Consider the following 23,498-nt stretch of genomic DNA (forward strand, 5'->3'; position numbering starts at 1 on the left):
ACTCCTAGGCGGGATGACGCCCCACATCTTGCCGTACGGCACTGCGTCCGTGGGCCAGGAGGCCGTGTTTCGGGCCGGATCGGCGCCAGAAAGGGGTGAGGAGGTGGCCCATGAAGACGCTGGCGCTCGTTGGCGGAGACCTGGCCCTCGGTGAGGGCGGCTACCGGACGGTCACGGGTGCGCCCCGGATCCGGCAGGACCTGGGCCTGGCGCTTGCCGAGCCGTTCGGGCACGACCCGTACCACCCGGAGTTCGGCTCGGTGCTGGCCTCGCACATCGGTGAGCCGCTGACGGCCGAGCTGGAGCTGCTCGTGCGGTCGGAGATCGTGCGGGTCATCCAGCAGTACGTGGACGCGCAGCAGGCGCAGATCGCGGCCGACGCGCTGTCCCGGTCACGGTCCCGGTTCAGCTACCAGGACGTGGTCAAGGAGGTCACGTCGATCAACACGGAGCTGCAGTACGACACGCTCAAGGTGACGATCGCGCTCAAGACCCAGTCCGGTGCGACGGTCAAGGTGCTTCGGACGGTCACGACGTAGCCATGTCTCGCGCGAACCGCTCCAGCTCCTGCTCGGTGATCGGTTCGGGCCGGGGGCGGGCGATCACGTTCAGGGAGCCTGCCTGTTCCCCGCCGAGGATGTAGCCGTAGGCGACGAGGGCTGTGTCACGGGTCTCGTAGTGGCCGGGCAGGTACCCGTACCAGTCGCACGCCATGGTGAAGCTGTCGATCATGTCGCGGACACGGAGCTGGCCAAGGCGCGAAGAGGAAGCCGGGGAGTCCTCGTCGTCGCGCAGGTCTGGGCGCAGGAGGTCCTCCAGGTCGGCGACAGTGAGGGCCTCGCCGACGTAGGCGTCCAACGTGGCGCCTCCGCCTCCGAGACGGATACCGTGAGCGACCTTCTCGGCGTCGAAGTCTGCGTAGTCGGGCATGCTGCTGCTCCTTGTGAGGGGGGTCGGCGGGGACTCGAACCCCAGCTTGGTTTGATGCCATCGCCCGTATCTCCAGACCCCACGGTGGCGACCCGCAGGCGACCCATGAGCAACGTACGCGGCATCGGCCGCGTGGTCACGGAATTGCTGTGAGGAGCCTCCCGCTCGTCCTCAAGGGGTGACGAGAGGGAGGGCGCCGCGCATGGGTGTTTCACGGGAGGACATCGTCACGCAGATGCGTGACGCGCTGCTGGTCTCCGACCCGGAGCTGGACACGTCCATCGGCACTCCGGCCCGGAAGATCCTGGACGCGGTCGCGGCCAGCCTGGCGGACGCCTACGTCGAGAACCACCTGCTGTCGTACGCCTACGACATCGACAGCAAGGTGGACCAGGACTTGGACTCGTTCTGCCAGCTGTTCGGCATCGCCCGGATCCCGGCCCGGCGCGCGGTCGGCACGGTCACGTTCTCCCGGACCGGCGACCTGACCGCCACGGTGTTCATCCCCGTGGGCACGGAGATCTCGTCGGCGGCGGACTCGGCGATCGTGGTCACCACGGTCACCGGCGGCACGCTCATGCCTGGGGTCACGTCGGTCACGGTGCCGGTCCAGGCGGTCACGGCCGGGCCGGAGGGCAACCTGGGGGCGGGGACGGCGACCCTGATCACGTCGCCGATCCAGGGGGTCAACTCGGTGGTCAACACGGCCGCCTTCACCGGGGGCACCTCGCGGGAGACCGACTCGGAGCTGCGGACCCGCTGGAAGTCCACGGTCTTCCGGTCGCTGGCCGGGACCGAGCAGATGTACCGGGGCGTGGCCCTGGATGACACGGACTGCTACGCGGTGTCCGTGGTCGGCTCCTCCCGGACGCGGTCGGAGATCCTCCAGGTCCCGGTCAGCGGGGACGTGGTCTGCGAGATCGAGGACGCCCGGTACGTCTACTCGTCGCCGGTGCAGGTGACGAAGGCCGACGGCATCCCGCTGCTGAAGGACTACGACTACGAGTGGATCCCGGCGAACCCGCCGCAGATCCGTGGGCTGTCGTCCACGTTCCCGGCGGCCGGTGAGCTGCTGACCGTGGACTACCAGTACCTGCCGGTGGTGAGCCGGAACGATCCGGACCAGAACATCACCAACCGGATCGACCTCTTCACCGGCGGCATCCGCGCGCAGGGGGCGCAGGCCAGCCTGGTCTTCCAGACCGAGAAGAAGTTCCAGACGGTGTCGACGCTGGACCTGTTCACCGGGGACTGGCTGCGCGCGGACCAGACGCGGCCGACGGCGGCCAACATCTTCGTGCCGCTGCCGTTCGGACCGATCCTGACGGTGCCGTCCACGCTGGTGGTCGGGGCGACGACGTACGGGCTGGCCACGAAGGCGAACCCGCTCGGGACGATCGCGAACGGGGTGACGTACGCCTACCAGGTCGTGCACGAGGACACGGTGGAGGGCTGGACGCCGACGAGCCGGTTCGGTCTGGAGTGGCACCGTACCTACCTGCCCGCCGACGGCACGCCGCTGGCGGTGGGCAACGCGGGCGACTACACGTACAACGAGGTGCCCGCCTCGGTCCAGGACGCGGTCAACCGGTGGCGGCTGGTCGGGATCGACGCGAAGGTCCACCAGGCGAAGCAGCGGTGGCTCAGGTTCTCGCTCGGCGTGATGTACGCGGCGTCCTCCACGGGGGCGGTTGACTCGGTCCAGGACTCGATCAGGACGGCCTTGAGTGACTACCTGAACCGGATGGACTTCAACTCCAGCATCCAGATCTCCGACGTCCTCGCGGTCATCCACCAGGTGCCCGGGGTGGACAACGTCCGGCTGCTCCACGGCGGCGACGTGACCGGGTACAACCCGGCCAACCCGAACGCCTCGGTCGTCGGGATCCAGGAGATCGTGCCGAACTCCTCCCCGGACTCGGCCGCGCTCAAGTCTCACGTCGAGGCGTCGACCGGCCGGGCCAAGGACGTCTACTTCCGCGACGACGAGCTGCCGGTCCTGGGCGGTATCGCCTTCAAGACCCTGGCCCGCAACAGCTTCGGAGTCCTGTGATGGCGACCGACGACCAGCTCCACCAGGGGCAGGGGAACTACGGCAGGGACGTGATCCCGGGCGGCCTGATCCCGCTCCAGGCCGACATCACCGTGCCGCAGTCCACGGCGCTGGCCAGCGGCACGGGCATGCTGGTGGCGGACCTGGCCGTGTCCGAGCAGCTGCGGCACTTCCCGGAGGAGATCTACGACCTCCGGCCCACCTCGCACCTGGTGCGGCTGATGCAGGCCCTGCTCGGCGACTCCGGTGTCGGGCAGCTCCGCAAGAGGCTTCTGATCGCGCAGCTGGAGAGCCTGTCGTCGTCCGGGGCCAGATTCTTTGATCTCGACCGGTTCTACGGTGCGCTGTTCGGTGCCACCAGGACCGGTGCTGAGCAGCTGCCGATCAACCCGATGGAGACGTCGACCGCCACGGCGGCGGAGTGGGACTCGATCGAGGCGGCCGACGCGAGCTTCCGGGACCGGATGACGGCGCTCGCGCACTCGATCGCCATGGGCGGGACGCTGCCGGGCCTGCAGGCGGCGGCCGAGGCCGTCACCGGTGTCGAGGCGGACATCTACGAGTCCTGGGCGCTGCTGGACGCTGCCGGGGACCCGGACGAGGCCGGGCACACCTGGGAGTGGATGGAGGGCGGCACCTGGGGCGAGTACGACGGCCAGATCTGGGGGACGCTGGAGGGCACGCCGTTCTACGGCCGGTCCGGTGTCCTGACCCGGTCGGAGGTCCTGGTCCGGGTCAACCGTGACTACGCGGCCACCCCGGCCGGACGGGCGCAGCGAGCGAGTGACGAGTCGGCCCTGGTGCGGGTCCTTGAGCGGGTCAAGCCCGCTCATGTCCTGCTCACGGTCGACACTGACGGGGCTTCGGCGCTGGCGGCGCGGGGGATCGCCGGGGTGCGGGCCGACAGCGAGAACTGGGAGATCGTCACCCAGGTCACGCCCGGTCAAGTCCCCTTGGGCACGAACCCCTACCCGCTGTCGGCGGTGCAGGAGCAGGAGGGGGTTGACCCGGCCTCCGCGCGGGCGCTGCCGCGTCCGCCGCTGACGACGCGGCTGGGTGACGAGTGGTCGTACGGCTCGCAGATGCCAACCTGCCGTTCGTACGCGGTCAACCCTGATGACCCGACGAACTTCACCGAACCTGGAGCGGTCCCGGACCTCGGTCTTGACTCGCTTGACCAGACGGTGGTCTGGCGTGACGGGACGTCGACCGTCTACCGGGCGTCGCTGGGGGCCCTTGACCCGCTGCTGAGCCAGGCCGCGCGGGCGGGTGCCGACGGGGTGCTCGTCGCCAACGCCTACAGCGGCGACCGCCGCACTGTCCTTCCCACCGAGTAAGCCGTAGGGGATCTCATGGCCGACCTGTATCCGGACTACGCCGCGCTGGCCGCCGCGCGGCAGATCGGCGTGGACTACCGGCTGCTGGTGCGTACTCCTCCGGGCTCCCGGCTGGCTCACATCGCAATCCACGGCGGCGGCATCGAGCCGGGCACGCTGGAGATCGCCGACTACCTGGCCGGGTCGGCCAGCCGCTTCTACGCGTTCGACGGCATGCTGACGTCGGGCAACTCCGACCTGTACATCACCTCGACCAACTACGACGAGCCGCAGGTCCTGGACCTCGTCGCGGCCAGCGACTACGTCATTTCCTGGCACGGAACGGCCGGGGACGAACAGGTGACGTACGTCGGGGGCCTGGACACCGAGATCGCGTCCCGGCTGCAGGACGAGCTGGCGCGGGCCGGGTTCGCGGTCGAGGCGGGCGACACGGAGCTGAACAGCTCGGACCCTGCGAACGTCGTGAACAAGGGCTCGCGCGCCAAGGGCGTGCAGCTGGAGCTGACGGCCGCGCTGCGTGAGGCGTTCTTCGAGGACTTCAGCCGAGACGGCCGGGACAGCGGTCCCCGGACCGCCCTGTTCTACGCCTACGTCACGGCGGTCCAGACCGCGCTCAACGGACTGGACGTGCCGGTCAAGGCAGTGGGCACGTCGGCGCGCACCTCGGCTCGGCCGGTCAGTGCGACGGGCTCGGTCTCGGGCGACTACGGAATCCCGGCGCTGGCGCCCTTGACCGTGGACGGCATGCCCCTTGACTCGCTCAAGGACGCGGTCAGGCTCGCCAGCAAGCGGCAGGTCAGCGCGGACAATGAGCGGTTCTGGTCCAGCGCGCCCCGGCCCAACGGGGATCCGGTGCGGGAGGTCTTCGAGTTCGCTCTGGCCTCGGACCGGCCGGTCAACAGGGTGGCGTTCTCTCTGGCACGGTTCCCGCAGCGGGCCTGGGTGCAGTACCGGGACCGGGACGGCCTGTGGCACCCCCTGCTCCAGAAGGGCGGCGGTCCGGTCCAGATCAGCATCATGGACTCGGTCCCGGCGGTCATCCCGACCGGTGTGGCCGACGAGGTGAAGCTGCACCCGCAGCACTTCGGGGCCGGGCACTGGATGCCCCAGCTGGTCGACGTGGAGCCGGTGACCGCGAGCCGGTTCCGGATCGTCATGACCCGGCTGCCGTCGTCGTCGGCGCCGCGCGCCCTGGACGGGCAGACGGTGCCCTACTCGCTCGGGGTCAAGGATGCTCTGGTGTCCTACCGGGCCGCGTCCCTGGCCGACCTGCCGTGGCTTCCCCAGGTCGACGCCGAGAACACGGTGCCGATCGCCGGGTCGACCGACATCCTCGGCTCGCAGGTCGACTACGTCCTGCGCCGGAACCGGGCGGCGAACCTGGTGCCGCCCGCGACCGGTATCTGGCGGTGTGCTCCGCAGCCGGTACCGAACGCCGTGGTGAGCCTGTACCTGGATCTGAGGACGTCCGAGGGCGCCGGTCAGGTCGTGGACCGGCTGTACGTTGACCCGGTCACCTCCGGGCCGTCGGTGAACCTGTACTACACGGACGAGACGGTGGTGCCGGACCGGTTCGTCCCGAGCGACACCCCGCTGACCCTGCCCCTGGTCCGGGCCGCGTCCGAGATGCCGACGGCGGACTCCGAGGGGCTGCTGTTCGAGACGTCCCGCTCGTACCTGGACATCGACAACCGGGCCTGCCAGTTCGATCCGGGTGAGCCGTTCCTGCTGGCCATGACGGTCCAGCCGCAGTTCACCTCGGACGAGACCGGTCAATGGACCATCCTGGACACGCCTGCACTCACGGTCATGATCAGCGATGGCGTGCTGACCGTACGCCTGGGCGAGCGGACGGTGGAGCTGGACCGGGCCCTCTTCGGCTTCAATGCCCGCATCCCGCTTGCCGTCGCCTACGACGGCTCGACGCTGACCGTGCGCACCCCGTGGGACACGCGGATCCAGGAGCACACCCACGTCCAGGGCATGGCGCCGCCGAACATCATCCGCCTCGGCGGGCCGCTGCAGGGCGAAGGCGGTGCCATGCGGCTGGTCAACCTCTTCCTCGCGCGCGGCCGGGCCGCCGATGTCACCACGATCGAGGAGTACTGGGATAGCCCGGCCGCCTACGCGCTGCCGCCGGGACACAACGTGGACCCCACCACGCACACCAGCGCCAGCGCGCTGCTGCGGATGGATCCGGTGCTCATCACCCCGGGCGCCGACTCGGTGTGTCCGTGGGGGCTGATCGGTGGCCCTCCGGTCGCCACCGACGAGCTGGTGTGGACGCCGGTCCCGGGCGACTACACCTTGCGCAAGGGGTTGCTGAAGTTCCGGCCGGTCAAGGCCCGGCACCTGAAGATGGAGTTCACCAACCTGCAGCCGATGGTGCTCACCCCGTCGCAGGCCTCGCCGCTGGTGGAGACGCAGCTGTTTCCTCCCGACAGCGGGCAGCCGTCCGGGGTGATGGCCACGGGCACGTCGGTGTCGGGTGCGGCCCCGGCCGGGGCGCGGGTGGCGACCGAGCAGGGGGCGGTCTACCAGTACATCGACGCGAACCGCATCGTCGGCGGCGCCGCCAGCGATGTGCCGTACAAGTCGACTGAGGCGCTGTACGCGCCGGACCCGCTCGCCGCCCAGCAGCTGCGGCGCTCGGGCCAGCGGTTCCCGTACATGCCGCTGCCGGGCACCCGCTCACCCCGGTTCACCAGCACCGGCCGTCACCGGTACCAGACGATGCAGCTGGCCATGGATACGAAGGTCGGCTACACCGTGGCGATCAGCCAGGTGCTGGCCTACCTCGCCGACCCGGTCGCCCAGCGGGACACCGAGCAGTACGTGGAGCTTTTCCACGACACCACGTACCTGACTGGGTACACCGACAGCGAGCAGGGCGGCTGGAAGCACACCGGGTCCGCGATGGTCACGACTGGCCAGCCGCCGTGGACGGGCACCCGGATGACGTCGAAGGCGTTCATCTCCAAGCGCCGGGTGCTGGCGGTGCAGTTCGCGGCGCAGACCTCGGAGGCCCAGCAGCTGGTCGCCGACCCGGACTTCGACGACCCGAGCCTGCGGTACTGGCGGCCGGTCGGGGACGCCACCATCAAGTCCTCGGACCGGTACGCGTCCACCATCGGCCGGATGGCCGAGGTCGCGCGCGGGCACTCCGTGTCGTCCTGGGGAGCCCTGGAGTCCCGGTTCCCGACCTGGGGCGACTTCGAGGAGTCCAACCCCCTGCCCAACCGGCCTCTGTGGTGGGAGGTGGAGAACTCCACCAGCGAGGCGGACCTGGGCGGAATCGAGTCGCTGCAGCCCGTCCAGCCCGCGCCGGGCGGACGCCTGTACGGGGCAGCCCGCGTCTACACCACGGGGCCGCTGCAGCAGCCTCTCCTCCTGCAGCTGGTCAACGGGGACGGCCGGGTCCTCGCGCAGGCATCCCAGACCATCAACGCCGCCCAGATCGCGGAGTGGTACGTCGGCGTGACCGTCCGCACCAGCGCTCCGTCCGGCTCGGTCACCTGGGACACGGTCTCCGCCAGCGGCACCCGCACCTGGGGCGGGGTGGAGGCCCTCGGCATGTGGGGCGACGTCACCCAGGACTGGGACGTCGACAACATCCATGACGTCCGGGTCCGGGTCATCCAGCAGGGAGAGGCGGGAACGGACGCCTGGCACACCGACAGCCTGGCCGTGTTCAACGACCCCATCATCTGGGAGATCTCCCGCGACGGAGGCATCACCTGGTACGAGATGCTGAACATCCGCAACAACCCGCGCGGCGTGTTCCAGTTCCCCGAACTGCCCGCCGTCGACCGCTCCGGCGGCACCCAGCTCCGGTGGCGGGCCACCGGCTACGCCCCCGATCTGTCGGTGTCGTCGGTCGTCCTGCGCCCCTGGTACGCCACGCTGTCCGGCGCCGTCCCCTACCTCGACACGCTGCAGGCGGCGGGCTCGCCGTCGTCGCTCGCCGACTACTACCCGCCGGTGGAGGCCGACCCGCTGTTCCAGGGCTGGCAGCACCCCATCCCGCAGGACTGGTGGCTGGCCTCGCGCCAGTGGCTGCGGCAGACCGCCCCGAAGACCGACCCGCTGCCCGCAATCACCCTGCCCGAGGCCGTCGCCGAGGGAACAGACGAGGGCAACCCGCCGTCCCCGGCGAAGCGCTCCCTCACCGACGCGTTCGTCCTCAACCGCTAAGGAGCCCCCGTGCGCGCCCACTTCAACCGTGCCCTCCTGGACAGGGAGGGCAACCAGGTCGACACGGCCACGATCCGGCTCCGCGTCGCCGGGAGCACCGACCTGCTCACCGACACCGTCTACACCAACGCCACCGGCGGCGCCACGTACACCAACCCGTGGGAGGCCGTCGGCGGCGAGGTCGACTTCTACCTCGACTCGCCGACCCGGCTGCAGATCGGTATCACGGTCGGCGCCGACCCCGAGCAGCTCTGGGACGACGTCGATGTCCTCGCGGTCGGCGCGGACTCCTCCCACCCGGGCACCGGAGCGGACTCCACCCAGGTCGGCGCGGACTCCCTGTCGTCCGGCCAGGGATCGACGTCCCTGGGCACCGGCGCGCAGGCCACTGCCGACCTCTCCACGGCTCTCGGATACCAGACGGCGACCAGCGAGGCCGGAAGCATCGCCGTAGGCTCCCAGGCGGCCGCCTCGCAGGCCGGGGCCATTGCGGTGGGCCAGTCGGCTCTGTCGTCCGGCGCCCAGGCCACCACGCTCGGCGATGCCGCCCAGGCCGTCTACGACCACTCCACGGCTATCGGCGCGGGCGCTGCGACCGACCGGCCCAACCAGGTCCGGCTCGGCACGGAGCAGGACCAGGTCGACATCCCCGGTACGGTCACCCTGCGCAGCCCAGGCGGAATCCCGTTCCTCCTCGGTGTCACCGACACGGGCATGCTGTTCACGCAGAAGCTGCCCCCGTACGTTCCGCCGACACCGCCCGACGAGGGCGGCGGAGAGTAGACCGGTTGCTGTGTGCCTCCCCCTGTTCGCCCTCCAAGGAGTGAGCAGAGGGAGGCATCGTGGCGCGAGCACACGTAATGCGGCCGATCATCGGCGAGAACGGAGACCTGCTGTACGGCGCGCAGATCACGGTGCGCGAGGCGGGGCTGTCCGTGAAGCTCGCCCAGCCGATGTACAAGGGCCCCACCGGTGACGAGCGCCTGACCAATCCGTACGTCACGGCCAACGGCACGATCGACTTCTGGGTGGACACCCCTCAGCGGGTCTCCGTGCTCGTGGAGAGCGAGCAGCACTCCGACGTCCTGGTCTACCTCGACGCGGCTCCGCCGCCGGAGGAGACGACGCGCTCCGACTCTCCTCTGCTGATCACCGGCTCCCAGGTCCCAGGCAACGTGCTGCTGGCGGGCAACAGTCCAGGGGTCGCAGTCTGGGGCCCGGTGCCGTCGAACTCCGGCGTCACCCCGCAGGTCACCGTCATCGCCGAGGACTTCGCTCTGGGCCGGGACCCGGCGGGCTGGTCCTTCACCCAGGCGGCGACCAGCAAGCGGGGCTACGTCGCCGACGTACCCGCCGACCGGGGCTACACCTATGCACTGGAGGCCACACACACAGGGAATGCGGGCAGTCTTGTCCTCGTCTCCCCGGGCTTCACGTTCATCGAGCCAGGCTTCGTGTCGCTGTGGCTGCGCCCCACCCTGGCCGCTGGCGAGAGCGTCGTCGTCGCGGTCACCAAGGACGGCACGAAGACCGTCCTGGAGACGCTGACCGCGACCCGGGGCTGGGGCTTCTACCGCTATCCGCTGGCCGCTGGCACCTACCAGTCCCTCTCGGTGGAATCCAAAGGGGCGGCCGTCTTCAGCGGCAGCACCGGCCACCAGGTCCGCATGACCGGGCTCAAGGCGATGTACGGCGGCCAGGTCCCCGCGCACACCCACTCCGGTGCCGGAGCCCAGTCCGTCCTCCTGGGGGCCGCAGCCGACGCCTCGGGCGTTGCCTCGGTCGCCATGGGGGCCACGGCCAAGGCAACCGGTGGTGACGCAATCGCCATCGGACGCAGAGCCCAGGCCCTGGCCGACGACGCAATCGCCATCGGCGAGAACGCGAATTCGCCTTCGCAGGAGGCCATCTCCATCGGCGCCCGCTCCGGCGGTTCCCTGGCCGCAACCGGCTGGGCCGCTCTCGGGGCCGACGCCTATGTCGACTCCACCGACGGCACGGCCATCGGGCGGTCGGCCCAGGTCTACGGCGCCAACGGCACGGCCATCGGCTCCGCCGCCTACGTCGGGACCGGCGCGGCCAATGCCCTCGCGCTGGGCCGCAACGCGCAGGCCCTGGCACCGGGCGCCACGGCGCTGGGGCCGGACTCCGTGGTGGCGGCCACCCACTCCGGGTCCACGGCGGTCGGCAGCGGGACCAGGACAACCGGAGCCGAGCAGGTCATGATCGGCGACGCCGACTCTCCGATGCGTTCGGTCGTCATCGCGAACCGCCTGTACGCGCTGGCAGCCGTGAACCTGGGGACCGACGCCAGCAGCAGGCTGGGCTTCTTCGGCGCGGAAGGCACTGTGCGGCCGGTCGTCACCGGGTCGGACGGAGGCGTCCTCGCTCTGAGGAATCTGCTCGGCGCGCTGGCCGGGCTGGGTCTCATCACCAACAACACCACGAACTGAGCAGCCCATGCCTCTGACTTCTGTACCGGGCCAGGTCGCGGCAGGCCCCATCGACGGATTCCTCCGCGACGACACCGAGGACGGCACGCTCGGCCTGCCCGACTATTCTCTCGTGCCGTACACCTATGCCCCGCTGCTGGGTGACACCGGGTCCTCGCCGCAGTGGGTCATCGACCAGTTCCGGTCCGACCAGTTTGCAGCGATCAAGGGCAGTCCTGACGGGTACGGCGTCCTGCGGTCGACCGGCGCAGACCGTGGCTCGGTCGGGCTCAGCGTCACCCTGCAGGAGTCCGGGACCCTGGCCGCGAACCCGGAGGGCGGCCGGAGCCCGGACTCCACCTGGGCGCCGCGCGACTTCGTCGTCCCGGTGCGGCATTCAGGCAGCGACGCCTGGACGGCTACCGACGTACGGTCGTACGTCGCATTCACCCAGGCGGGGAACTCCGTCGGCATGCGGCTCACGACTCCGGCCGCCGAGGGCCCGTGGGATGCCGAGCGCGCCGACTCGGCTGCCGTCCCGCTGCCTGCCGCCGTGAACCTGTGGGACGGAAACCCGCACTCGGTCGCGGTCGCAGCCTTCGGCCAGAACGTCTTCTGCCTGGTGGACGGCACTGTCGGAATTCCGTTCCGGGCACCGCGCGCCTACCGCCGCGACCCTGCGGGCTGGATCGATACCTCGGTCTCCTCGAACCTGCCTGGCACCGGCCCATACATGGGCTACGACTGCCGGGGATCGGGGAACTGCCTCAACTCCTGGACGGCACTGCAGCCCGCCAGCGGCGACTTCTTCTACTACGACATGGGTGCCCTGACGATCCAGACCCCACCGGCGACCACGTACACCCCGACCACCACCCCGTCAGGGGAGACGTGGGTGAAGACCGGGACGGTCACCGCCAGCAAGAACGGGCTGGCGATCACCGCCAGCGGGTCGGCAACGTTCGACGTGACCTGGCCCTACGGAGTGCTGTGCACCCGCTGGACCGGCGCCAGCGGAGCCGTGGTCTTCCGCCGCGTGGACGCCAACAACTACTACCAGCTGTCATCGGCTGGCATCTACAAAAATGTCGCCGGGGTCCTCACCCGGTTCCATGTCTTCACCACGCCCCCTGCCGTCGGCGACCACATCGCCATACGCAACTGGGCCGACAGGATCCAGGTGTTCATCAACGGAGTGTCGGTCGCGTACTACAGCGTCGACTCGCACGCGGGCGGCAAGGGCATCGGCTTCCGCAGCTCCTCCGCCGGTTCCACGCAGTGGTCCTACATCGCCTTCCAGCCGATGGCATCCGACGCCGTCCTGCCCGCCGCCTGAGAGGTAACCGTGGACCGCTGCCACCTGTACCTGCCGCTGATCGACTCCTCCGGTGCCACCTATCCGTACGCGGAGGTGACGCTGCTGGATGCCGAGACCGGGGCTCCGGTCGACGATCCGGTGTACCTGCAGCCGACCGGTGGCGCTCCGCAGAAGTGGCCGCTCCTGATCAACCCGGCAGTCATCAACCTGTGGACCGAGACGCCCATGCGGATCACCGTGCAGGCGCTGCTGCCAGGTGGCACCACCTTCACCCGCACCGGCGTGGACATTGCACCGGCGCCGGTGGACACGGTCCGCACGACGAGGCCCGTGCACATCAGCTCCTCCGCCGGACTCGACAGCTCGGCCATGCTCGTCGTGTCCCCTGGCGGCAAGGCGATCTGGCAGGTTCTCGACGCGCTCCGGTACCACCGGCACGAGGGCGACGCGCCGGAGTCGACGATGCTGGGGATGACGAATCTGACCGACATCTACCCCGGCCAGACCTGGCTCGGCTCGGCCTTCGCCGGAGCCCAGGGCGAGGGCGCCACGGCGATCGCACGGAACGCCGTACCCAACGGGCCCGGCGCAGCCGCCGTGGGCTCCGGTGCCGACGCGGCGGAGAACGGCGTCTCGGTCGGCAACTCCTCTGGCGCAGGAGGGTCCTCTGTAGCGCTTGGCGCTCGGGCCAAGGCGACTGCGACGGATCAGGTGGCCCTGGGCTCCGATGCCAGCGCCGCTGCGGCGCCCAGGGGTGCCGTCGTGATCGGTGCAGGAACCGTCGCCGCCGCCAGCGACATGGTGACCGTCGGCGGCGGCGCGCACATCACTGAGAGCGGGAACGTCGCCCTCGGCCGGGGCGCGCTGCCCGACCTGAGCTGGCTCGGCTCGGATCCGTACGTGGCCGTCCTGGGCAAGGCCGTCATCGGCCGGTTCCTCGGCGCCCGCGCCAGCGCGGTACTCGGCGGTCCGCTCAGCACTGTCGGGGCGTTCGGCGCACCCGGGGGGCTGCAGCCCATGCTCAGTACCGCTGGAGTGTCAACCTCGACTCCGGGCCGCGCTGCGTTGCTCTCGCTGATGTCCGCCCTCGACCGGCTCGGCATGGTCTACCTGCTGGACGGGGCGGTCGACGACGAGCTGAGCGACTGGTCGAAGGCCTTCGCGCACGACGCGAACATGGGCCTGGAGACAGGCGACGACGGCTCGAAGGCAGGCGACCTGAACCGGGCCAAGCGCAACGCCATCGGCCCCGGGACCATCACCTACCACCAGACCGAAGGGATCCGCGACTTCCGCATCAGGGCCTTCACCTGGTGGCAGGACTGGAACCCCGACAACCACGTCAACGAAATCACGGCGGCCGTCTCTCCAGACAACGCCGCCTGGACGCCCGTCCCCCTGGCATGGCAGCCGCTCAGCCCGACAGCGGACGACTGGAACCAGGCCTGGGCAGGCAACGCCCGCCCACTGCCTGCCGGAATGCAGTACCTGCGGATCACCCTCGACCTGAACAGCCAGGCGTGGACACCGCAGATCGGCCGGATCGTCGTCCGCCCGGTCGACCCCACGTCCGTCACCGGCTTCGGACAGGGCAGCTTCGGCCAGGGCCCCTTCGGCGGTTAGCACTGTCAGCATTTCGATTCTTTTCTCGACCAAGCGCGAAGTTGATAAATCTCCCAATCCACCTTTCACCCCACGAGTGGCTACGTTGACCTGCATGGATGCGCCCGCCTTCCGCAGCCCGCGCGGGCTCTACCCGTGCCAGCAGGAAGGCACCGCGTTCGCCTACGTGCAGCGCTCCGGACTGCTGGTGGCCGACACCGGCATCGGCAAGAGCGTCATCGCCATGGCCCTCGCCGCCCTGCTCGCCGAGGACGGCGCCGAGGACCTGGTCCTCCTCGTCTGCAAGGCCAACAAGCTCACCGAGTGGCACGAGGACTTCGGCGCCCTTACCACGCTCCCGGCCGCCGTCCACCACGGCCCCTCCCGCATGAAGGCCCGCGAGCGCGACGGCCTGCCCCACGTCCTGATCTCCACGTACGAGACCCTGCGCGCCGACCTCACGCGCTTCGCCATCCCGCCCGGCAAGCGCACCAAGGTCCCCGCCCCCGGGCCGCTCCTGACCGCACTCCTCGACGCCCAGGCCCGGGGCCGCCGCGTCCTCGTGGTCTACGACGAGATGTCCGACAAGCTGCGCAACCGCTCCAGCCAGCTCTACAAGGCCCACCACTACGCCCTCGGCCAGCTGCGCCGCGTCCAGAAGGACCTGCGCGTCATCGGCCTGACCGCCACCCCGATCAGCCGGGACTACGAGGACGGCTTCAACCTGCTGCGCCTCGCGGTCCCGGCCGCCATGCCCACGGTGAAGCAGTTCAACGACACCGTGATCAAGAGCCGGGACGACTACGGCCGCCCGCGCTACCGCGACACCGGCGTCGACTGGTTCATCGGGCTGGCCCGGCCGCACCTGTGGCGCAAGCGCAAGACCGACCCCGACGTCCGCGCCCTGTTCCCCAAGCGCATCGAGGAGTTCCGCACGCTGCGCATGGCGCCCGCCCAGGCCGCCTTCTACGACCAGGTCGCCTCGCTCCAGGGCGGCTCCCCGGAGCCCGTCCCCGGCCTCCACGCGGCCCTGCGGCAGATCGCCGCGCACCCGGCCGCCCTGGTCCACTCAGCCGTCCACGGAGACTCCCGGCTCGCCCGCGAGCTGCTCGGCGCCTTCGGAGAGGACCATCTGCGCTCGCTGCCCTCGGCCAAGACCGACGAACTTGTCGAGTACCTGTCACCCATCGTGCACGACCAGGGCGACAAGGCCGTCGTCTTCTCCGCCTTCGGCCCGTCCGTCCTGCCCCTGCTCGCCGAGGCCCTGCGCAGAAACGGCATCCGCAGCTACCTCTACACCGGCGCCATGGACGGCCCCGAGCGCGAGCGCGCCCGCCGCGAGTTCCGCGCCGACCCCGAGCCCTGCGTCTTCCTCACCTCCGACGCGGGCAAGGACGGCATCAACCTGCCCGAGGCCACCTACCTGGTCGAGTACGAGTCCGCCCTGACCTACGAGACCCGCACCCAGCGCCTGGGCCGCATCGACCGCATCACCTCGACCGCGCCCTCCATCACCTGCACCACGCTCGTCCTGCAGGGCACCGTGGAGGAGGCCATCGTCGACACCATGCTGAAGCGGAACGAGATGACCGAGCGGTTCCTGGGCGACGTCGGCTCGGACGGCTACGTGGCGGCTATGCAGCGGCGCCGGAGCTACCTGGTGGCCTAGTTGATAACGCCCCCGCAACCTTCATCGCCTCTAGCCCAGGCTCAGGTCGACGGGGGCGTCTCTCAGTCGAGCCACTCAGGCAACGCGCAGCATATCCCTGTCTCAGCAACCGAACACCCCCAGGCGGGCGCAGCCTCCCCCCGCCCCTCGAATGTTCCAAAGATGAGACTGTGCAGGTCAGAAGCCCTGTGATCAGTCAGAGTCCTGGTAGCCGGTGTACACCGCCCACCCGTCTCCGTACCGCTTGTAGGTCACTGACTGCCGGTCCGGAGCCTTGGTGAGCCCCAGAGCAGTGAATTCGCGGGCGAGTTTCGTGCACCGGCGCACGGCTTCCTCTTTGGACAGGGCATCGGTCTGTCGGCGGGCATCACGCATGGCCCCTACCCTAGGTACTGGAGGGGCTGAAGAAAACAGGGATGTGCCGTCTGAGCTGGGAAAACAGTCCTACATGAAGGGTTACTGGAAAGTCAGGACGCGCAGGCCAGGGCAGCCCTGTGCACCAACTCGTCGTAGTCCAGCTCGGGTTCGACGACGATCAACCGGCCGTCCGAGGCGACCGCGAAGTCCTCCAGGACCTCACCGGTGACCGGGTCGACGACCATGCTGCCCCGGACGAGGTCGGCGGGAACCTCGTCACCCCGGACAGGCTGGACGTCGGGCATCCGGCGCTCGCGCAGCCGGGGGAGGACCTTCGTCAGCCAGGTGACCCGCTGCACCTTGTGCATGTCCACGCGGCGCTGAGCGGTCCCCTGGGTGCCCATCTCCTCGGCCGCCTGGTCGAACTCCGTCACCTGCCCCGCGAGAGCCGTACGGGCCCGCTGGGACAGGTACCAGGCGCCGTCCAGGCCCTCCAGGAACCCGAAGCCCTCCAGCAGCTTCACGTGGCGGTACGCGGTCGCCCGGCTCATGCACGTGGCGTCGGCCAGGTCGAGCAGGTCCTGCCCGTCCTCCAGGTTCAGAGCCGCGATGATCTTGAGGGAGGAGGAGCCGAGACCCCGGTGCGCGAACGCGTCCAGGCCCATCAGGCGGCCGACGACGGCCGCGTCGATCCCTCCGGCCTCCACCGCGCCCTTCGGCCCGTCAAGGAGCCTCCACGTCGTCCCGTGCTCGTCCGTCCCGGTCTTCACCTGCCGGATCCAGCCGCCCAGCCGCTTCGTGATGGCCTCGTACGCCGTACCGAGGGTGCACCCGGCGATCTCGGCGGCCTCCCGGAACGACAGCGTGTACGTGCGCCCCCCGGCCTTCCGGGCGGCCTCCCAGTGGGCCATCAGCAGCCGCAGAGCCGTGTTGCGGGACACCCCGCGCCAGGACAGGGAACCGATCCGATAGCGCAGCCGCACCAGGTCCTCGATGGCCCCGTGCCGGTCGGCGACAGGGTGCGCCGAGATGAACTGCTGCGCACCCTCCCAGACCCGGTCCAGGTAGGGTTTGGCGCCCTTGTCGTAGCCCTTGCGGTGCGCCTTGTTCCGGACATGGTTGCCGCCCTTGGCGGTCGTCTCCAGCAGCGCCTTCTCGAACTGCAGGCCCGTCCAGCCGTACCGGGACGCGGCAGCGGCCAGCGCCCGGGTGATGGAGTGGCCGTGGACGTCGGAGAGGGACTTGTCGCGCCGCTTGCGTGCCGTGATGCCGTAGACGCCGTCCACGTCGCCCTCGATCAGCAACCTCTCCATGGAGGGTGAGAGAGCGGGGAACTGGCGGATCCAGTGCTGGGGGTGCAGGGCGTCGCGCGAGGCGACAGTCAGTCCTGCAGATGAAGAAATGTGGCTGAGATGTTCACCACGGTTGGCGTGCGGCACGGGGGCGGGACCCGTAGACTGCTCTGGCACGGCTGGCGAGGCCTTTCTATACCGTTCTGAGGTTGGGGCCCAGCCACCGTGAAGGCGATGGTCAGACCGAACAGGTCGCGTTGCCTGGCGGGGAATCTGAGAGTTCCCCAGAGGATCCGTTTCTTGGCGGAGAGGATCCTCGCTACCGCATCACGCGGTGAGGGGCGCCACGGAGTTGATGGACTCCAGGCGCCCCTCCGGCGTTTCCAGGACGTTCTTCACAGCAGCCAGCCCCCTTCGGCGGGTTCGGGCGCACGTGGGCCCGAGGGGAGTTCGTGGTGGTGGTGGACCAGGAGTGGCGGTCTCGGTCCGAAGGCCATTCAACATCATGCGAGGCCGAAACGGGGAGTCGGCACCCGAACGGACTGCGGGCGCTGGCCTGCAGCGGCGTGTCGCTCGACCGGGTCTTGTACACCGGGAGCAGTTTTTGGGTAGGCTGGGTCATGCCAGCGACCTCCGGAGAAGCTGAACTTCGGACTTGGATATGAGGTTGTTGGCCCCACCGACAGAGACCGGCCAAAGTTTCCTGTCGGACGGCCGCCAAGGACCGGGATGGGGATCCCAGTCCGACCAGGCGGCCGTTGGTGTTTCTGGAGCCAGATGAAGCAGACGCGACCCGGGGGCGGGATACCTACGAAGGTCGCGTAGGTCACCCTAGTACCTCTGGTGGACCAAACGCACGGAACCGGTGCAGGAGACACGCGCGCGGGATCATCTGACGTCCTGTCGGCCCGGCCGGGAAATCCGCCGGAGCAAAAACGCGACACTGCCCCTGGCCCTGTGTAGCGTCGCGACCACCGCCAAGGACCTTCACTGCTCACCGCCAAGAGCAGCATCACCACCCTCAAGGGGCCCTTCATGACGTCCGCGCCGCCTGCGACCTTTCTGTCCCTCCAGGAGCTGTTCGCGAAGAACCTCCCGGGTTACCGCCGCCGCCCGCAGCAGGAACAGCTCGCGCAGGCCATCGAGCTGACGTTCAGTCAGGACCTCGAAGAGAACGAGCCCATGCACCTGCTCGCCGAGGCGGGCACCGGCACCGGCAAGAGCTACGCAGCCCTGATCGCCGCGATCCTGGCCAGCCGCGCGGGAGACGAGCCCAAGCGGTACGTGGTCGCCACGGCGACCAACGCCCTCCTGGCGCAGTACGTCAAGAAGGACCTGCCGTGGCTGGAGGGCGTTCTGGGGCAGGCGGGCATCGACTTCACCTGGGCCCCGCTCAAGGGTGTCTCCAACTTCGCCTGCCTGGCCAAGCTCGCTGAGCGCCCGGCGATCGCCAACGTGCAGCAGCTCCTGGACGAGCTGGCCCCGGACAAGGACGGCACCTACCACCACACCGGCGACCGCGACGACGTTCAGACGCCTATCGAGCAGCGCACCGAGTGGCACCTGGTCTCCTCGACCAGCGATGAGTGCCCCGGGCGCTCGAAGTGCTCCTTCGGGGAGCAGTGCTTCGCGATGAAGCACAAGGACGCCGCCATGGAGGCCGACATCGTCGCGACCAACATGGCCATCCTCCTGACCGACACCAAGATTGCCCGCGAGACCGCCGGAGGGGACCCCGAGGCCGAACGCCGCCACCCCCTCCTCGGCCCGTACGACGGCCTGATCGTGGACGAGGCCCACGAGCTGGAGGAGCAGGCCACCAGCCACCTCGGCTTCGACATCAAGCAGGGCGGCCTGCTCAAGTGGGCCGACCAGGCCGCCTCCTTCCTCGCCATCCACGAGGACGTCGATGAGCAGCGGCAGGGCGAGTCCCTCGCCGTGCACGAGCGCGTCACCGCCGCCGTCGAGGCCCTCACCCGGCCCATCGCCGACCACCTGGAGCACGACGACACCGGCGCCATCGACGCCGACTTCATCACCTACTACGCCGACCTGTTCGTCACCCTCTACGACGCGCTGGAGACCCTCCGCACCCGCGTGAGCAAGCGCAAGATCGCCGACAGCTCCCACGTGGAGAAGGAGCAGGCGATCAAGGACCGGCTTCTGACCGTCGGGACCAACTTTCTGAAAGGCGTCAAGGCCGTCCTCCTCGCCGACCCGAACGAGATGGTCCGCTGGGCCGAGATGTACGGCCACGAGCGCATGCGCATCGGCAGGCGCTGGCTGATCAGGGCCGCCCCCATCGACGTCGGCCCCTACCTCCGCGAGGAGCTGTGGAGCCGCTACCCGGCCGTGCTGATGTCCGCCACCCTCAGCGCGGGCACCGGCCCAGGCCGCTTCGACTACCTCGCGCGCCGCCTCGGCCTGAAGGACACCGCCGCCACCCTCGACGTCGGCAGTCCCTTCGACTACCCGAAGCAGGCCCTGTTCTTCCACCCCGACTCCTCGGTGCCCGCCCCGGCCGGGAAGACCCGCAGCGAGTGGGAGACCTGGCTCCACGCCGCCACCCTCGAACTCGTCCGCGCAGCCGGGGGAGGGGCCATGCTCCTCTACACCTCCCGCAAGGCCATGAACGCCGCCCACGACACCCTCGGCAGTCTGCTCCGGGCCGACGGCATCAACTCCTTCGTCCAGGGCGGCGACATGAGCGTCAAGGAGATCGCCGACCGCTTCCGCGAGGACGAGAACAGCGTCCTGTTCGGCCTCCGGAGCTTCATGACCGGCATGGACTTCCCCGGGAACACGAACCGGCTTGTCGTCGTGGACAAGCTGCCCTTCGCCGTCCCCACCGACCCGATCCACAAGGCCCGCTCCGAGGCCATCGAGCGCCAGGGCGGCAGTGCCTTCAGCGACCTGGTCGTGCCGTCCATGACCCTGACGCTCCAGCAGGCGTTCGGCCGCCTCATCCGCAGCACGGAGGACTGGGGTGCCGTCGCGATCATGGACTCCCGCCTCGCCAGCAAGGGGTACGGCCGGAGCATCGTCAAGGCCCTCCCGCCCGCCCGCGCGACCACGTCCCTGGCCGACGTCCGGGACTTCTTCTGGCAGCCCGACGGCAGCGGACTGCTTCCGGCGGCGTGACGACCCCGTTGTCACCTACCCCAAAGTTGGGGTAGGTTGTAACCACGTTCACCGCCAAGAACGACAAACCTCAGAACACAGGAGCACCATCGTGGCTACCGCCAAGACCACCGAGATCGTGCCGACCTTCGACTTCGCCGCCACCGAGGTCGAGCTGAAGGGCGACCCCAACCTCAGCCTCACTGACGTGCTGGCCAAGCTGGCCACCCTCCCCCCCACGGACCCGAAGAACCGGCCGAAGCCCGCCACCGCCGTCGAGCTGGTCACCGACGGCCTGATGAGCGCGATCCAGGCCATCCCCAAGGTCTTCGGCCAGATCAAGCCGCGCGGTCGCCGCCAGCTGACCAAGGCCGAACTGGTCAGCCTGAGGGACGAGAAGATCGAGATCGACACGGCCATCAAGGCGCTGACCAAGCGCAAGGACGAGATCCACAAGATGGTCTCGGTCCACTTCGACGTCCTCGCCGACAAGCAGAAGCGCGTCACGGAGCAGACGCGGCTGGACAAGAACGGCCACTACCTCCTGGCCTCCCCGGGCAACGCCGAGACCGCGCCGGTCGAGGGCAGTGGCCACTACTTCACCCGCGAGAAGGCCAGCGACAAGGCTGTCCTCAACCTGGACAAGCTGCTCGCCCTGTACGAGGCGGGAGAGATCACCCGGGCCGAGCTGCTCGGCTTCACCACGACGACCCGCACCATCGACGAGACGAAGATCCGCCGTCAGCTCCTGAACAAGAACAAGCGCGAGCGCACCCAGGCGATTCTCGACAAGATCACCGAGATCAAGCCGGGCAACCTGAGCATCAACCTGCGCGGCAAGTAGTACCTCCGGCCAGAACATCACCGACAATACGAACGTCACAGCCTCCGCTCGGTATACCGGGCGGAGCTAGTGGCATATGGAAGGACGACCCGTGCCCCCTATCGCCGTGGAGCCGATCATCATGGACGCGCAAGGATCCGAGCGACCACCCACCGAGCCCAACCGTCGACGCAACTACGAGCTGTACGACTACCAGTTCCCCGTCGAGGGCTCACCCAAGTACGCCGTGGCAGACCCGACCAACCCCCTGCGTGTCCCGCATTTCTCCGTCCAGGACGTGGCCTGCTGGGTCTTTGCAGGCAGAGTGAGCTGGCTCCGGCACCAGCTCAAGGGGAAGCCGTGGAAGCCCATCAAGGGCGCCACGCGCACCACGCCCCTGCTGCTGAAGGGGAAGCGCCTGAAGTTCAGGCAGGTCGTCGGAGGACGCGGCGGCGAGCGACGCTTCACCCTGCCCGACATTGAGCGCCTCGCCTGGGCCCTGTACGAACGCAACGACATCGACGGCTACGACCTCCAGCGCATCTGCCGCATCCTCGCCGCCGTCGCCGACCAGTACAAGGCCCACCGCAAGGAAGGCGAGTGATGCGACCGACCCTGCTCATCGACGGCAACAACATCCTGATCCGCGCCGTCGAGGCCACCCGCCGCGCCGCCATGCACAGCGACGACGGCACCGACACCAGCGCCCTGGTCGTCTTCATCAAAACGATCAGCCGCTACATCCGCGAGGAGAAGCCCTACCGCGTCATGGTCCTGTGGGACAGCGGTCCCGGCTGGCGCAACCAGATCTACCCCGCCTACAAGGCCAACCGCCCCCAGGTCGCCGACGAGTACCGCAGCACCACCCGCACCCTCGTGAAGGACTTCCTGGTCCGCTCCCGGATACCCCAGGGCCACCTCGACGGCTTCGAAGCCGACGACCTCATCGCCGCCCACTGGCGCCACGCCCACGAGCCGGTCGTCATCCTCTCCAGCGACAAGGACATGCTCCAGCTCGTCGGCAAGACCCCGACCGGCCACCCCTGCACCCAGATCCGCATCTCCTCCTCCAACACCCCCACCGACCGCTGGGACGAGGAGAAGGTCACCAAGCACTACGGCTGCACCCCCGCCCAGCTCCCCGTCGTCATGTCCCTCACCGGCGACACCTCCGACGGCATCCCGGGCGTACGCGGCATCGGCCCGAAGTTCGCCCTCAAGCACCTCACGGCCGCCGACTGGAAACTCGACGCGATCGAGCACCCCGCCATCGCCGAGGCCCGCGACAAGGGCGAGGTCAACACCTACCGCCAGCTCGTCGACCTCCGCGACGTCCCGTACGAGATGATCCCCACCGGCGTCGGCCCCTTCATGCCCGTCACGCCCGGCCCGGACGCCGCCTGGCACGGCCTGTGGAAGCTGCTCAGCGACCTGCAGCTCCGTGACATCGAGCGCCGCCTGCTGGCCGGAGAACTCTGGTAGAGCGATTCCTTGCTCTGACCTGGCACCGACGGTTAGCGTCAAAACGCCTCCCGCCAGAGGCCCTCCCTCCACGGCAGACCGCCATCCGCCGTACCCAGCCACCGCCAGGTTGGAGACCCCTGTGCTCGACTTCTCCGCTGCCGCCTACGGCAAGGCAGCTGTGCAGACCGTGTCTGTTCCCACGGCCGCTCCCGCCCGCGTTCATCCGATGCCCGGGGCGCCCTACGAGGTCGCCCAGACGCCTCCGGCCCACGTGCGCATCACCATGGCAGCCACCGACCTTCTCGACGCCCCCGCCGACTGGTCCTGGGAGCAGCTGCGCGACTACGTCATGCGCGCCGTCGCCGAACGCCACGGCCCCCAGCCCCGCCACGAGAGCGCCAAGGTCAACTCGATCTTCAAGTCCTTCGCCAGCCGTTGGGCCCGCCAGGCCGGGCCCATTGCCCGCTTCGCCTTCGAGCAGCAGGACGGCTTCTGGCGCTCGGCCCCGGTCGACATCCGCCGCTTCACGAAGGGCAACGACGACTACTTCGCCCGGCCCATCGCGGAGCGCCTCGGTGCCTGAGACCATCTTCGCGGCCGACGCCATCACGCCGCCCCAGAGTGAGCCCACCTGCTGTCCGGACGCCTACCTCTGCCTCACGGCCGAGGTCCCGGAGATCGAGTGCCCCCGCCACGGCGGCTTCGACGTCTGCTGTGCCCGGCCGGAGACCCACGTGCCGCAGGATCGCCAAGCCTGGCACCGGCAGATGTACCGCTGGGAGCAGAGCCTGCTCGACGAGCACATCCGAACAGTGCTGCCGCCTGGAACCAGGTTGCCAGTCGTCGTGGACGTTCCGGTGAGGCTTCTCGTCCCGTCCGAGTACATCACCATCGAGTTCTCCTGAAT

At 69.4% G+C, this 23,498-nt stretch carries 18 protein-coding genes; 15 read left to right on the plus strand and 3 right to left on the minus strand.

Annotation, left to right across the window (positions count from 1 at the left end; genetic code table 11):
- The first annotated feature begins 110 nt into the window (after positions 1–110).
- The gene (locus BZZ08_RS08430) at positions 111–539 is read left to right on the plus strand and encodes a hypothetical protein (RefSeq protein ID WP_104631530.1); all 429 of its coding nucleotides are present in this window, start codon (positions 111–113) and stop codon (positions 537–539) included.
- Here BZZ08_RS08430 and BZZ08_RS08435 read toward each other — a convergent pair.
- Positions 529–930, minus strand: coding sequence for a hypothetical protein (locus tag BZZ08_RS08435; RefSeq protein WP_104631531.1), 402 nt, complete (start codon positions 928–930; stop codon positions 529–531). The two genes, BZZ08_RS08430 and BZZ08_RS08435, sit on opposite strands and share 11 nt — an antisense overlap.
- A gap of 202 nt (positions 931–1,132) precedes the next feature.
- On the opposite strand from BZZ08_RS08435, the gene BZZ08_RS08440 reads away from it, so the two are divergent.
- The 8 genes from BZZ08_RS08440 (at position 1,133) to BZZ08_RS08475 (ending at position 15,535) form a co-directional block, all read left to right on the plus strand.
- Positions 1,133–2,983, plus strand: coding sequence for a baseplate J/gp47 family protein (locus BZZ08_RS08440; protein WP_104631532.1), 1,851 nt, complete (start codon positions 1,133–1,135; stop codon positions 2,981–2,983).
- Positions 2,983–4,320: a DUF7297 family protein gene (locus tag BZZ08_RS08445; RefSeq protein ID WP_104631533.1), complete on the plus strand. Its 1,338-nt coding sequence runs from the start codon at positions 2,983–2,985 to the stop codon at positions 4,318–4,320. Before BZZ08_RS08440 ends, BZZ08_RS08445 begins: the two co-directional genes overlap by 1 nt.
- 15 nt (positions 4,321–4,335) lie before the next feature.
- A complete protein-coding gene (locus BZZ08_RS08450; RefSeq protein WP_104631534.1) occupies positions 4,336–8,514 on the plus strand; it encodes a poly-gamma-glutamate hydrolase family protein in 4,179 nt (1,392 codons plus the stop codon).
- Positions 8,515–8,523: 9 nt separating this feature from the next.
- Positions 8,524–9,297, plus strand: coding sequence for a hypothetical protein (locus tag BZZ08_RS08455; RefSeq protein WP_104631535.1), 774 nt, complete (start codon positions 8,524–8,526; stop codon positions 9,295–9,297).
- A 59-nt stretch (positions 9,298–9,356) separates the two neighbouring features.
- Positions 9,357–10,967, plus strand: a complete 1,611-nt coding sequence (locus tag BZZ08_RS39820) for a hypothetical protein (RefSeq protein WP_133169167.1) — start codon at positions 9,357–9,359, stop codon at positions 10,965–10,967.
- Positions 10,968–10,974: 7 nt separating this feature from the next.
- Complete coding sequence (locus BZZ08_RS08465; RefSeq protein ID WP_104631537.1) at positions 10,975–12,282, plus strand: hypothetical protein; 1,308 nt, start codon at positions 10,975–10,977, stop codon at positions 12,280–12,282.
- Positions 12,283–12,291: 9 nt separating this feature from the next.
- Positions 12,292–13,887, plus strand: coding sequence for a hypothetical protein (locus BZZ08_RS08470; protein ID WP_104631538.1), 1,596 nt, complete (start codon positions 12,292–12,294; stop codon positions 13,885–13,887).
- Positions 13,888–13,981: 94 nt separating this feature from the next.
- On the plus strand, positions 13,982–15,535 hold the full coding sequence (locus BZZ08_RS08475; protein WP_104631539.1) for an SNF2-related protein: 1,554 nt from the start codon (positions 13,982–13,984) through the stop codon (positions 15,533–15,535).
- 192 nt (positions 15,536–15,727) lie between these two features.
- Here BZZ08_RS08475 and BZZ08_RS38570 read toward each other — a convergent pair whose 3' ends face one another.
- Both BZZ08_RS38570 and BZZ08_RS08480 read right to left on the minus strand, forming a co-directional pair.
- Complete coding sequence (locus tag BZZ08_RS38570) at positions 15,728–15,910, minus strand: hypothetical protein (RefSeq protein ID WP_133169168.1); 183 nt, start codon at positions 15,908–15,910, stop codon at positions 15,728–15,730.
- Positions 15,911–16,002: 92 nt separating this feature from the next.
- Complete coding sequence (locus BZZ08_RS08480) at positions 16,003–17,205, minus strand: MarR family winged helix-turn-helix transcriptional regulator (protein ID WP_133169169.1); 1,203 nt, start codon at positions 17,203–17,205, stop codon at positions 16,003–16,005.
- Positions 17,206–18,219: 1,014 nt separating this feature from the next.
- Here BZZ08_RS08480 and BZZ08_RS08485 point away from each other — a divergent pair.
- The 6 genes from BZZ08_RS08485 (at position 18,220) to BZZ08_RS08510 (ending at position 23,496) form a co-directional block, all read left to right on the plus strand.
- Positions 18,220–20,325: an ATP-dependent DNA helicase gene (locus BZZ08_RS08485; RefSeq protein WP_104631541.1), complete on the plus strand. Its 2,106-nt coding sequence runs from the start codon at positions 18,220–18,222 to the stop codon at positions 20,323–20,325.
- Positions 20,326–20,416: 91 nt separating this feature from the next.
- Entirely contained in the window at positions 20,417–21,148 is a 732-nt protein-coding gene (locus BZZ08_RS08490; RefSeq protein ID WP_104631542.1) for a hypothetical protein, read from the plus strand.
- Positions 21,149–21,239: 91 nt separating this feature from the next.
- Positions 21,240–21,731, plus strand: a complete 492-nt coding sequence (locus tag BZZ08_RS08495) for a DUF7229 domain-containing protein (protein ID WP_133169170.1) — start codon at positions 21,240–21,242, stop codon at positions 21,729–21,731.
- Entirely contained in the window at positions 21,731–22,609 is an 879-nt protein-coding gene (locus BZZ08_RS08500) for a 5'-3' exonuclease (RefSeq protein WP_104631544.1), read from the plus strand. Before BZZ08_RS08495 ends, BZZ08_RS08500 begins: the two co-directional genes overlap by 1 nt.
- Before the next feature lie 208 nt (positions 22,610–22,817).
- Positions 22,818–23,174, plus strand: coding sequence for a hypothetical protein (locus tag BZZ08_RS08505; protein WP_133169171.1), 357 nt, complete (start codon positions 22,818–22,820; stop codon positions 23,172–23,174).
- Entirely contained in the window at positions 23,167–23,496 is a 330-nt protein-coding gene (locus BZZ08_RS08510) for a hypothetical protein (RefSeq protein ID WP_104631546.1), read from the plus strand. Before BZZ08_RS08505 ends, BZZ08_RS08510 begins: the two co-directional genes overlap by 8 nt.
- The last annotated feature ends 2 nt before the right edge of the window (positions 23,497–23,498 follow it).

It is taken from the genome of Streptomyces sp. MH60, from assembly GCF_002939385.1.
In the GTDB taxonomy this organism is placed as follows: domain Bacteria; phylum Actinomycetota; class Actinomycetes; order Streptomycetales; family Streptomycetaceae; genus Streptomyces.

Coding starts and splice junctions, on each gene's coding strand:
- BZZ08_RS08475 (WP_104631539.1), top strand. CDS start 13,982: ATGGATGCGCCCGCCTTCCGCAGCCCGCGCGGGCTCTACCCGTGCCAG.
- BZZ08_RS08480 (WP_133169169.1), bottom strand. CDS start 17,205: ATGGAGAGGTTGCTGATCGAGGGCGACGTGGACGGCGTCTACGGCATC.
- BZZ08_RS08445 (WP_104631533.1), top strand. CDS start 2,983: ATGGCGACCGACGACCAGCTCCACCAGGGGCAGGGGAACTACGGCAGG.
- BZZ08_RS08450 (WP_104631534.1), top strand. CDS start 4,336: ATGGCCGACCTGTATCCGGACTACGCCGCGCTGGCCGCCGCGCGGCAG.
- BZZ08_RS38570 (WP_133169168.1), bottom strand. CDS start 15,910: ATGCGTGATGCCCGCCGACAGACCGATGCCCTGTCCAAAGAGGAAGCC.
- BZZ08_RS08465 (WP_104631537.1), top strand. CDS start 10,975: ATGCCTCTGACTTCTGTACCGGGCCAGGTCGCGGCAGGCCCCATCGAC.
- BZZ08_RS08435 (WP_104631531.1), bottom strand. CDS start 930: ATGCCCGACTACGCAGACTTCGACGCCGAGAAGGTCGCTCACGGTATC.
- BZZ08_RS08505 (WP_133169171.1), top strand. CDS start 22,818: ATGCCCGGGGCGCCCTACGAGGTCGCCCAGACGCCTCCGGCCCACGTG.
- BZZ08_RS08485 (WP_104631541.1), top strand. CDS start 18,220: ATGACGTCCGCGCCGCCTGCGACCTTTCTGTCCCTCCAGGAGCTGTTC.
- BZZ08_RS08500 (WP_104631544.1), top strand. CDS start 21,731: ATGCGACCGACCCTGCTCATCGACGGCAACAACATCCTGATCCGCGCC.
- BZZ08_RS08440 (WP_104631532.1), top strand. CDS start 1,133: ATGGGTGTTTCACGGGAGGACATCGTCACGCAGATGCGTGACGCGCTG.
- BZZ08_RS08430 (WP_104631530.1), top strand. CDS start 111: ATGAAGACGCTGGCGCTCGTTGGCGGAGACCTGGCCCTCGGTGAGGGC.